The sequence below is a fragment of the Sphingobium soli genome (assembly GCF_020782245.1).
GTDB lineage: Bacteria > Pseudomonadota > Alphaproteobacteria > Sphingomonadales > Sphingomonadaceae > Sphingobium > Sphingobium soli.
In genome coordinates this window covers 382,719-393,610 of record NZ_JAJGNP010000001.1, presented here as the reverse complement: position 1 = coordinate 393,610, position 10,892 = coordinate 382,719, and the positions used below count along the sequence as shown (strand labels likewise).

Annotated in this window: 11 protein-coding genes; 5 read left to right on the top strand and 6 right to left on the bottom strand. The window is 62.3% G+C overall.

Annotation, left to right across the window (positions count from 1 at the left end):
* Window positions 1-51 precede the first annotated feature (51 nt).
* The 4 genes from LL253_RS01855 (at window position 52) to LL253_RS01840 (ending at window position 3,756) form a co-directional block, all read left to right on the top strand.
* The gene (locus LL253_RS01855) at window positions 52-1,053 is read left to right on the top strand and encodes an NAD-dependent epimerase/dehydratase family protein (protein ID WP_228225969.1); all 1,002 of its coding nucleotides are present in this window, start codon (window positions 52-54) and stop codon (window positions 1,051-1,053) included.
* A 224-nt stretch (window positions 1,054-1,277) separates the two neighbouring features.
* A complete protein-coding gene (locus LL253_RS01850) occupies window positions 1,278-2,354 on the top strand; it encodes a KpsF/GutQ family sugar-phosphate isomerase (RefSeq protein WP_009822550.1) in 1,077 nt (358 codons plus the stop codon).
* Window positions 2,351-3,160 (top strand): 3-deoxy-manno-octulosonate cytidylyltransferase, encoded by an 810-nt coding sequence (locus LL253_RS01845; protein ID WP_228226096.1) that lies wholly within the window; start codon window positions 2,351-2,353, stop codon window positions 3,158-3,160. Before LL253_RS01850 ends, LL253_RS01845 begins: the two co-directional genes overlap by 4 nt.
* Window positions 3,161-3,165: 5 nt before the next feature.
* Window positions 3,166-3,756 carry a histidine phosphatase family protein gene (locus tag LL253_RS01840; RefSeq protein WP_228225968.1) on the top strand — a complete coding sequence of 197 codons (591 nt, stop codon included), beginning with the start codon at window positions 3,166-3,168 and terminating at the stop codon, window positions 3,754-3,756.
* Here LL253_RS01840 and LL253_RS01835 read toward each other — a convergent pair.
* Both LL253_RS01835 and LL253_RS01830 read right to left on the bottom strand, forming a co-directional pair.
* Window positions 3,753-4,748, bottom strand: a complete 996-nt coding sequence (locus LL253_RS01835; protein ID WP_228226095.1) for a S66 peptidase family protein — start codon at window positions 4,746-4,748, stop codon at window positions 3,753-3,755. The two genes, LL253_RS01840 and LL253_RS01835, sit on opposite strands and share 4 nt — an antisense overlap.
* Window positions 4,749-4,795: 47 nt before the next feature.
* Window positions 4,796-5,239: a cupin domain-containing protein gene (locus LL253_RS01830; RefSeq protein ID WP_228225967.1), complete on the bottom strand. Its 444-nt coding sequence runs from the start codon at window positions 5,237-5,239 to the stop codon at window positions 4,796-4,798.
* A 57-nt stretch (window positions 5,240-5,296) separates the two neighbouring features.
* Here LL253_RS01830 and dapE point away from each other — a divergent pair, with 57 nt between their 5' ends.
* The gene (dapE, locus tag LL253_RS01825; RefSeq protein WP_228225966.1) at window positions 5,297-6,442 is read left to right on the top strand and encodes a succinyl-diaminopimelate desuccinylase; all 1,146 of its coding nucleotides are present in this window, start codon (window positions 5,297-5,299) and stop codon (window positions 6,440-6,442) included.
* Window positions 6,443-6,445: 3 nt separating this feature from the next.
* Here dapE and LL253_RS01820 read toward each other — a convergent pair whose 3' ends face one another.
* The 4 genes from LL253_RS01820 to LL253_RS01805 form a co-directional block, all read right to left on the bottom strand.
* On the bottom strand, window positions 6,446-8,131 hold the full coding sequence (locus tag LL253_RS01820; protein WP_228225965.1) for a putative bifunctional diguanylate cyclase/phosphodiesterase: 1,686 nt from the start codon (window positions 8,129-8,131) through the stop codon (window positions 6,446-6,448).
* 100 nt (window positions 8,132-8,231) lie between these two features.
* Window positions 8,232-8,771, bottom strand: coding sequence for a Smr/MutS family protein (locus tag LL253_RS01815; protein ID WP_228225964.1), 540 nt, complete (start codon window positions 8,769-8,771; stop codon window positions 8,232-8,234).
* A gap of 11 nt (window positions 8,772-8,782) precedes the next feature.
* A complete protein-coding gene (mltA, locus tag LL253_RS01810; protein ID WP_228226094.1) occupies window positions 8,783-10,039 on the bottom strand; it encodes a murein transglycosylase A in 1,257 nt (418 codons plus the stop codon).
* 22 nt (window positions 10,040-10,061) lie between these two features.
* Entirely contained in the window at window positions 10,062-10,715 is a 654-nt protein-coding gene (locus LL253_RS01805) for a Tim44/TimA family putative adaptor protein (protein ID WP_009822541.1), read from the bottom strand.
* Window positions 10,716-10,892 lie beyond the last annotated feature (177 nt).

Sequence of the window (10,892 nt, the reverse complement as noted above, 5' to 3'; positions counted from 1 at the left end):
GCCTGCAGGGCAAAAACGGGGGTCGTAGATGCCCTTGGCGGAGAAAATGGCATGACGATATTGGTCACTGGCGCAGCGGGGTTCATCGGCATGCATGTTGCGGACCGGCTGATGGGGCAGGGCCATGCCGTGGTCGGCATCGACAATCTCAACGACTATTACCCGGTCGCCTTGAAGCAGGCGCGATTGAACCGTCTGCGCGAACGCCATGGCAAGCTTTTCACCTTTCACGAACTGGATTTCGCCGACATGGCGGCGGTTCAGGCGGCGCTGGCCGACCAAGTGATCGAGGCGATCGTTCATCTCGGCGCTCAGGCGGGAGTTCGCTACTCGCTGGTCAATCCCCATGCCTATGTTCGGTCCAATCTGTCAGGGCATGTCAACATGCTGGAGCTGGCGCGCGAACGCCATGTCCGTCACCTCGTCTACGCATCCTCTTCCTCCGTCTATGGCGGCAATGAAAGCTTGCCGTTTAGGGTGGAGGACAGGGTGGATCATCCGGTATCTCTCTACGCCGCGACCAAGCGGGCGGACGAGCTGATGAGCGAAACCTACGCTCATCTGTTTCGCATTCCGATGACCGGGCTGCGCTTTTTCACGGTCTATGGGCCTTGGGGCCGGCCGGATATGGCGATGTGGATATTCACGTCCAGGATATTGGCGGGTGAGCCGATCCCGGTGTTCAACCATGGCAGAATGCAGCGCGATTTCACCTATATCGACGATATCGTAGACGGCGTCATAGGCTGTCTCGATCATCCCCCCACAGATGATGGCGCGTTGAAGGCGGGCGGCAGCCGGGCGCCGCACCGGCTGTACAATATCGGCAACAACCGGCCTGAGGAACTGATGCACCTGATCGCTGTGCTGGAAGATGCGATCGGCATGAAAGCACAGGTCGACTTCCAACCGATGCAGCCGGGTGACGTTCATGCCACATTTGCCGACATCAGCGCCATCGTCCAGGATATCGGCTTCTTTCCCCGCACCGCGATCGAAACTGGCGTGCCCCGATTCGTGAACTGGTATCGGCGTTACAATGATCTAGATTAAGTGCACGCAAGGATCCTGAAAAGGTTGCGCTGTTCGTCGCTATTTATCTTCGTCTTGTCTCACCAATCATTTTGATACCGATATTTTTCTTTCCTCTAATCTCTTCGCAGCTGCAAAATAGATTGCCATAAGTCGCTGAAACGGCGTAGACAGTCGTGTCATGCCGATAGCTGATCGGCAAAAGGGTCGCGGAACGAGGAAAGATCACTGACCGAAATCGGCGGATGATCGGCGTCTTTGTGCCGGCGGGACAGGGCTCGCGGCATCGGGCGAAACTAAAGGGCGAGCGCGTGTCGACATTAGCATCCAAGATTGTGCCATTTGGCTCGGGTAGCCGTATCGTGGATACTGCTTGCCGAACCCTGTCCATCGCCGCTGGTGGTTTGCAGGCGCTCGAAGCGCAGTTCAGCGACCGGGAATTTGCCGCCACCTTCCTGCGCATGGTTGGCATGCTTATGAAGGTGCGGGGCCGTGTCATCGTGACGGGGATTGGCAAGAGCGGTATTGTTGCGCGGAAGATGACGGCGACGCTGACATCGACCGGAACGCCTGCCATCTTCCTGCACCCGGCGGACGCTGGCCATGGCGATCTGGGTATGGTCACGCCGGACGATGTCGTGCTGATGCTCTCGCATTCCGGTGAATCGACCGAGCTTGGTCCGATCATTCAATATTGCAAGCGGTTCGCGGTGCCTCTGATGGGCATGACGGCCCAGCCGCAAAGCACCGTCGCTCAGGCTGCGGACGTTTGCATATTGATGCCGGATGTCCAGGAAGCTTGCCCGAATGCGCTTGCGCCCACAACTTCGACCACGGTCCAGATGGCCTTCGGCGACGCGCTGGCGGTGTCTTTGATGGAAATGCGCGGCTTTTCCGCCGATGATTTCCACAAGTTCCACCCCAATGGCCGGTTGGGCGCGCAGTTGCTCAAGGTCCGGGAACTCATGGCAAGCGATGATCAGGTTCCCATGGTGCGGGAGGACGCATCGCTACTCGACGCAACGATTGAAATGACGCGCGCCCGGCTGGGCGGCACGGCGGTGGTTGATCGTAATGGTCGTCTGATCGGCGCGTTCACGGACGGCGATCTGCGGCGTACCGTGACCGGCAAGCAGAATCTGACGGAACCGGTCGGCCGTTTCATGACGGTCACGCCGCAAGCGGTCGGACCCGATGAATTGGCGTCCGAGGCGCTGCATATGATGCATGAGCGCAATATCATGCTGTTGTTCGTGTGCGAAAATGGCCGGCTGACCGGGGCGCTGCACATGCATGATCTGCTGCACGCAGGGGTCGCCTGAATCATCTTGTCGTCATTCCTGCGCGTGCCGGGTCCACCCGGTTACCGCGCAAGCCGCTGCGGCTGATCGCAGGGCGGACCCTGTTGCATCGCACGATCGCAATGGCGCGCGCGGCGATCTCGGACAGGGATGACGTGGCTCTTGTCGTCGCGACCGACGATGAGGATATTGCGGCCCATGCCCGCGAGGCGGGATGTCCGGCCGTAATGACCGACAGCGCACTTGCAACCGGTTCGGGCCGCGCATTGGCCGCGGCTCTGTCGTTCGCCGAGGGGCCGCGCTTCGTCGTCAATCTTCAGGGCGATTCGCCTTTCCAACCCGAAGGCGCTCTTGGTGCCGTACTGGCCGCATTGGAAAGCGGGGCGGAAGTTGCGACTCCGGTGATTGCGCTGGACTGGGAGTCGCTTGATGCCTTGCGGGAGCACAAGCTGCTATCGCCATTCAGCGGCACGACCTGTGTCAGAGCACCCGACGGGCGGGCTCTTTGGTTTTCCAAGGCAATTTTGCCCGCAATCCGCGATGAAGACCGTTTGCGTGCTACCGATCGGCTTTCCCCCGTTTGGCGGCATGTGGGGCTGTACGGCTATCAACTGGAAGCGCTGCGGCGGTTTGAGGCCTGCGCGCCCACGATGCTGGAGCGCCTGGAAGGGCTGGAGCAACTGCGCCTAATCGAACTGGGTATCGAGATCATGACTGTTGCCGTCGATGCGCCGCGTTTCGACAGTTCAGGCATCGATACCGAAGCCGACATCAGCAAGGTTGAGCGCCTGATCGCTGAACATGGCGACCCGACGCCGGCGCTTTGACATCTGTGCGCCGCATCTTTGTCATCCGCCACGGCAATACATTCGCCAGCAACGAAGCGCCCCGGCGGATAGGCTCTGCCACTGATATTCCGCTGGTCGACAGCGGCCATGCCCAGGCGGCCGCACTTGGACAATGGTTCGCGGGAACCAACGTTCGCCTTTTGCTAACGAGCCCGCTCCTGCGTGCGCGTCAGACCGTAGCGCCAATTGCGGTCGCGACCGGCCACGAACTGGACGGAACACGAGAATGGCTGGGCGAAATCGACCACGGCCCGGATGAAGGCAAGACTGAGGATGCCGTCGTCGCGCGCATCGGCGCCGCGGCCCTCGCGCGATGGGAGGACGAGGCCGTCGCACCAGACGGCTGGCGGATAGACGCGCCCGCCCGGATCGCGGCGTGGCGCGCTTTTTTCGCCGATGCGGGGGAAGGGGCGGATCTGCTGATCACCAGCAATGGGGCCGCCCGCTTCGCGCTGATTGCGCTTGGCCTTCCCCCCGCAAAACTGCGCACCGGCGCGTTCGGTGAATTCGCCGTCGATGCCGATGGCTCGGTGCGATGCGCGCGCTGGAACGTGCGCCCGCACGCTGGCGGCTAACTGACCGCTGGCTCCAGCAGCCGGATCGTTCCCGTCGTCGCGTCCATTTCCGCCTGTATGCCTAGCGGCAGGCTATATTGATTGGCGACATGGCCAAATTGCCCGCCCTGGAAAGCAGGGATGCCCAAGGGCGCAAGATGCTGTTGCAGCACTTCCGACACGGTGAAGCCGCCATAGCTCGGACCTGCCGCCCCGCAATCGGTGCACTGGCCAAATGCGACGCCAGCCAGCTTATCCAGAATTCCGCCAAGCTTAAGCTGTGTCAGCATCCGATCGATCCGATATGGCGCTTCGCCGATATCCTCGATGAAGAGGATCGCGCCTGCAAAATCGGGCAGCCAGGGCGTGCCCATCAATGCAGCCAGGACGGTCAGATTGCCGCCCAGCAGCCGCCCGCGCGCTACGCCCGTGCCAAAGGAGCGAACGCGGCCGATCCGTTGCGCCAGCCGGTCTTCATGCCCCTGTGGATTGGTCAGCGTCGGCGTGCCCGCGTCGAACGCGACCGCCCGGAACGCATCCCAGCTATACTGGCCCCAGCTGCTCGATGCATTAGGGCCGTGGATCGTTGTGAAGCCGGCCTTGGCGGCAAAGGCCAGATGCAAGGCGGTAATGTCGGAAAAGCCGATCAGCAGCTTGGGGTTGCTCCGAATCTTCTTCCAGTCGAGCAATGGCAGGATACGCGCGCACCCCCAGCCTCCGCGCACGGCAAATATCGCGCTGATCGCAGGGTCGGCGAACATCGCGTTCACGTCCGACGCTCGGTCCGCATCCTTTCCGGCCAGATAGCCGTAGCGATCAATGAGATGTGGCGCGCGCTTGGGCTTCAGGCCCATGGCCCTGATCGTGTCTTCGACGAGATCGAGGTCGAATGCGTCGTCTGTAAAACCGGCGGGTTCGATCAGGCCTACCGTGTCGCCTTCCCGCAGCCGGCGTGGCTTGATCGGGCCTGGAGCGGTCGCCGCCATGGCGGAGGGGGTATGTGCGGCAAGCATCAGGCTTCCCGCGCCGGTGACCAAGGCGCGGCGGTTAATCTCGATCGTCAATATCGTCTCCCATCCTTGTGACGGTATGCCCCGTTCGACCACAGCAGGTCTATGTCGGGATAATGGCAGTCGCCCGACGGAGGTCGTCCAAACGCCATGAAAGCGCAGTCGGCATCGCTTTCATTTACCAGCTGATGGCCATTGGGCTCTCCTTTGACGAATGCAGCCAGGTCGCCAGCGTGCAACAGCGTTCGCCCCTCGTCTTCCACGAGCACGGCCTCCCCGGCCAGCATCACGATAAATTCATCCTCGTCCTCATGCCAATGCCGCTGGGACGACGCGGCCCCGGGCTTCAGCACGACGTGACTGACGCCAAAATCGGCAAGGCCCACCGCCGGCGCGATCCGCCGCACCCATCGTTGCTGGACGAGGGCGGCATGATCAGCCGGATAGCCTGTGCCATTGCTCTGGACGATATCCTCCAGATCGATGCGGGGCATGGCGTCCTCCTTTCCGTGCGGCTGGCCAAGGGCCGGGGCATTCGCTAACGCGTCGCCATGAGCATGACCAGCACCAATGATGATGTCGTGGCCCTGGCCCAGCGCTTGCTGGCCTGTCCATCGGTGACTCCCGCAACCGGCGCGGTGTTTGCCGAGCTGGAAGCGATGCTGGCCCCGCTGGGTTTTACCGTCGATCGATTTATCGTGGGGGAGGCGCCCGACGGACCTGTGGAAAATCTGCTGGCGTGGCGCACGACCGGGGCTGGGCCGCATTTTGCCTTCGCTGGTCATCTCGATGTCGTTCCTCCGGGCGCGGGATGGAGCAGCGATCCCTTCGCTCCGGACATTCGCGGCGACCTGCTTTATGGGCGCGGAGCGGTCGACATGAAGGGCGCGATTGCAGCGTTTGTTGCCGCGCTCGCCGATCTGCCAGACGATTTGCCCGGAACGATCAGTCTGATCATCACGGGCGATGAGGAAGGCCCTGCCATTTTTGGGACGCTGGCCCTGATGGAGCGGATGGCGACCCGCGGCCTGCGGCCGGACCTGTGCCTGGTTGGAGAGCCCACCTCGTCACAACGCCTGGGTGACGTGATGAAGATTGGCCGGCGGGGTTCGGTCAATATGTGGATCAGCGTTGCCGGGTCGCAAGGGCATGTCGCCTATCCGCATCTGGCTGATAACCCCATCCCGCGATTGGTCCGCATCCTGACGGCGGTGGAGGCGGAGATATTGGACGAGGGCACGGAATGGTTTCAGCCCAGCAATATCGAAATCACCGACATCGAAGTCGGAAACGCCGCTCATAATGTCATTCCCGGAAGAGCCACCGCGCGTATCTCGATCCGATTCAATGATCAGCATAGCGGCGCATCGCTGATTGATCGGATCACGGGGCTGGCGGCGCAGGAGGGCGGAACGGTGGACGCGCGGATCAGTGGCGAATCCTTTCTGACCGCGCCGGGCGTGCTGTCGGACATCGTCGGCGCGGCGATCAGGGATGTGACTGGCGTCGACGCTGAACTGTCGACCACGGGCGGCACGTCCGACGCCCGTTTCCTGTCGCGCCTATGCCCGGTCGTCGAATTCGGCCTTAACAATGCGACCATGCACAAGCTGGACGAAGCCGTCGCGCTGCAGGATTTGCGTGATCTTCAAAGCATCTATGCGCACATCGTGGAACGGGCGCTGCGGCTTTCCTGATCTTCAGCCGATATGGCGTTCTTGCACGATCAAGGGGACGGCAAAGCGGGTCAGATAGCTCTGCTCATCCATTGGCCGGGCAAGATGATAGCCCTGGAACAGAGTGCATCCGATAACGCGCAGCACATCCATTTGGGCTTCATTTTCCACGCCTTCGATCACCACCTCCATGCCCAATCCCTGGATCAGGCCGACCACCGCGGAGCAGATGGTGCGGGCTTCTGCGGAACTGGCGATGTCGCGCACCAGACTACGGTCGATCTTGACACGGTCGACAGGCAGTTCGCGCAGGCGGGCAAGGTTGGAATAGCCGGTCCCGAAATCGTCTATGGCGATGTGCAGGCCTTCGGTCCGCATGGCGGCCAATTGGTCGAGGATGCGGGGCTCCATATTCATCGCGACAGATTCGGTAATTTCCAGTGCCAGCATTGACGCCGGCGTCCGGTGTGTCGCCATCGCGTGACGCAATCGCAGGAAGAAATCCGCCTGAGCCAGTTCGCGGGTGCTGATGTTGATGGCGATTCGCTGTCGTTGCCCGGCCTCTGCCCAGCGCGCGGCCGTCTCGCAAACGCGGCTCATCACCCAGTCGCCCAGCGCGACGATGGTGCCGCTTTCCTCGGCGACCGGGACGAACGTGCCGGGCATGACCAGATCGCGCTCCGGGTGCGCCCATCTTACCAATGCCTCAGCCGCGACCGCCTGACCGCTGATGACGTCTATCTGAGGTTGAAACTCCAGCAAAAACTCGTCGCGTTGCAGCGCAAGCAACAGGTCTCGCTCCAGCTCGGCGCGATCGGCCGCCTCCAGCGCCAGCTCAGAGCTGTAGATTTCCGCTCGTCCCCGCCCCTGATGCTTGGCGTGATACATAGCGACGTCGGCCGCGCGCAGCAGGGCCGACAAGGTGTCGCCGTGGTCGGGATAGCAGGCGATGCCGATTGATGCGCCAAGTTCGACATGCTGGCTGCCAAGATCGAATCGTTCGCTGAGCGCAAACTGCACGGCGCGCGCGATGCGGGCTGCGGCGCTGGGGCCCGGCAGGAAGGGGAAGAACATGGTGAATTCGTCGCCGGCCAGACGACCGATCACGGCGTCGCCTGTGCCGGCGCTGACCTGTGCCATAACAACTTCGCGTAACCGCCCTGCGACGCGGGCAAGCAGCTGATCGCCCGCCGCATGGCCCAGACTGTCGTTCACGCCCTTGAACCCGTCAAGATCGATGAAGAACAGGGCGGCCATGGCGTCCGTATTTCGACCGGTCAGGTGCCGCTCGACCTGCCGACAAAAGCTGGTTCGGTTGGCGAGGCCAGTAACCTGGTCGAACAGCGCCAGACTCTGCACATGATCCAGATTGGTGCGCACCTGGCTGAACAGGCTTTGCATCGCGACGGACAGGTCCGGCAGTTCGGCGCTGATATTGGGTGACACGGGAGATTGCAGATCGCCATGAGCCGCAGATAACAGCCGCTCGGTCGCGGTATCCACGGCGGCTGCGGTCGCTGCCATGGATCGGCTGGTCGAGGCCCAGCTCAATGTCCCGCACAGAATAGCGATGATCAATGCGCGGCCGACCTGGTTCAGGTCGTCCTGCTGGTCCGGCGAGTAACCCAGCACCAGCGACAGCGTGAACACCAAAGCCCCTGCGGCGCAGGCGAAGGCTGTGGCGCGGCTTTTCAACGTCACCCCCCGCATATATCTCCCGCCCGCTTTACGCTCCGGTCAAGGAGCACCAATCCGTTGCATATGACGGACGGTGGTTAAGAAACGGTCAGCATTCGCAAGCGCAGTTCGATTATTTTTTGCGACGCAAAATCACATAGAGCGCGCCGTCGCCGCCATGGCGCGGATGGGCGATCCGCACGCTGGCTATCTGATGCGCGTGCGGCCCGGTTTCCAGCCAATGACCGATTTCGCCGCGGATTGCCCCGCGGCGCGACGCGCCGGCTTTTTCCGTCATTTTTGGGGGTTTTCCCGTCACGACCAACAATATGCGCGCATTGTTCGTCACGGCGGAGGCCATGGCCTGATTCAACCGCGCATGCGCCGACGCTAGGCTGTGCCCGTGCAAATCGATGCTCATGTCCGGGCTGATGTTGCCTCCGCGAATGCGCTTTTCCCAGGTCCCGTCCAATTTTGCAGCTGGTGAAGGTTGCGATGAAGCTGGTGGCACAGGGGATGGAAGCGGCCCTGAACGGCTTGGAGGACGATGCTCGACCGTTGTTGGCGCGGCGGGACGCGCGGGCGGGGCTGGTTGCGGTCGCAAAGGCCGAACCGACCGTATCAGTGCCACCCAGAGCGCTTCATCCTCTGCATTCAGCCGCCGCCGGATCATGGCGGGGCCAATCAGCGCCCAATGAGGCGGGCCGTCGACCCGATCGGCAGCAGGATAAGGGCACTCCCGCGCGCGGACATGCCCCCGGCGATTGCGCGCGCTTGTGCGCCTGCACCCCAGAAACTGTCAAAGCGGTTCGCGCCCTTGATGGCTCCACCTGTATCCTGCGCGATCCAGATGCCGTTGGGCTCGGCGCGATCAAGCGACAGTAGAACCGGAGCGCCCATAGGAATATATTTAGGATCGGCGGCCACGGAGGCTTCAGGCGTCACCGGCACGCCCATCGCCCCCAGCGGTCCCGGCCCCGTGATCTCGCGGAAGAACACGAAACTCTTATTTTCATTCATGATGGCCGCGCCCTCGGCCGGGTTGGCGCGCAAATAACGCATGATGTCCTGCATCGACCCGGCCTGAATCAGTCCGCGATCCTTCATCAGCTTGCCGATACCGGTATAGTCGCGCCCATTCTGCCCATCATAGCCGATACGCATCACGCCGCCATCGGGCAGCAGCAGGCGGCCGCTTCCCTGAATCTGAAGAAAGAAAAATTCCACCGGGTCCGCAGCCCATGCCAGTTCCAGTCCCCGGCCCGCTAACGATCCCGCCACGATCTGGCTGCGGGCATCATAAGGGACGAATTTGGTGCCTTGCACCTTGCCGCGAATCGAACGGCCTTTCAGGCTGTCGCTGAACTGGCCCAAATCGACGTCGATCAGGTCAGACGGGCGGCGGTAAATCGGCACGTCATAGCCCGGCTGACGGCTTCGGGATCCTGCGATTTCGGGTTCATAATAGCCAGTGACGAAGGCCGCGCCGTCACCGATCTGAACCGCTTCGAAATAGCGGGAAAAAAACTCGCTCGCCGAAGATTCCGGCCAACTGGAGGCGGCCGCGCAGGCGTTGTTCCAATCCGATCCCCGCGTCAGGCCGCTCTGGTCCGCGCGCCGCATCAAGCCGGGGCAGGACAAGCGAAAGGCAAGTAGCGCCCGACGCGACCGTTCGCCTGAAGGCAGCAGGTCGGCGATTGCTGGCCCGCGGGTGATGCCCAGACCCGCCGCCGTGGTCGTGTCGATGCCGGGCTGCGCAGGCATGTCTACCGAAAGAGTGGGACGCGGAGTGGCTGGCGTGGGACGGGCGGCGGTATCGCCAGCCGCTGTGGGGCTGGGGCGATCTGACGCCGGGCCACCTGGTGATGGCGGAATGACACTGCCAGCGCAGGCCGACAGCAACAACGCCGCCAGCAGAGCGCCCCCCTTGCGATGCCCCATCATGCTACGAACAGATCCGCGATCACGCTTCGTCGGTTTCGCTGAGCTTCCAGTTGGGATCGGCGCTGCGAATATCACGCGTGAAGGTCCAGATATCCTTCGTGTCGATTGCGTCGGTCATCGATCCGGCGATGACATTGCCGTCGCGATCGCGCGTAACGGCAGCGATGTCTGCTTCGAAGCGCATGGCGATTTCCGCGGTGCCATCGCGGACGGTCGCTTCGATGATTTGCGCCTTTTCGATGCGCACCAGACGGTTGTCGAGCACATGGCCGTCCGCTTCGCGTGCGGCGATGGCGTCTTCGAAAGATGCCAAGACATCGGCATCGCAAAGCCACGCCAATTCTTCCCGGTCGCCACGCCAGAACGCCTCCAGCACCATCTTATAGGCGCTCCGGGCACCTTCGACGAACTGGGGAACATCGAAATTGCGATCGGTTGCAATCAGCGTCCGAACGCCGGTTTCCGCGCCGGGGGCAATCAGCCCTTCGGCCAGGCGAACGGTATCGCCTCCGCCATGGTTGGTAGGACCGGGCTGCAACACCGTGACCTTCGCGCGATCCTCGGCAGGACGCAGCGCGGGCTCCTGCTCGTGGCCCGTGCGCTTGCCGAGCACGGAGTAGAGCCGAAGCGCCAGAAAGCCGGCGATCATGGCGAGGATGACGATCACATACACGGAAGCAAATACCCTTTGTTCGGGACGATGTTCCCGACAACATAGGCATGTTTCCCCCCAACTTCAAATAGACTGTGCCCGACCCGCCATTGCCCTTGTTCCGCGGCCCTGCTAAGCGCGCGGGCACTGATATTCCGGGGGCCAGCGGCCGCCGGCCAACTGGGAAAGTCAAGGTAG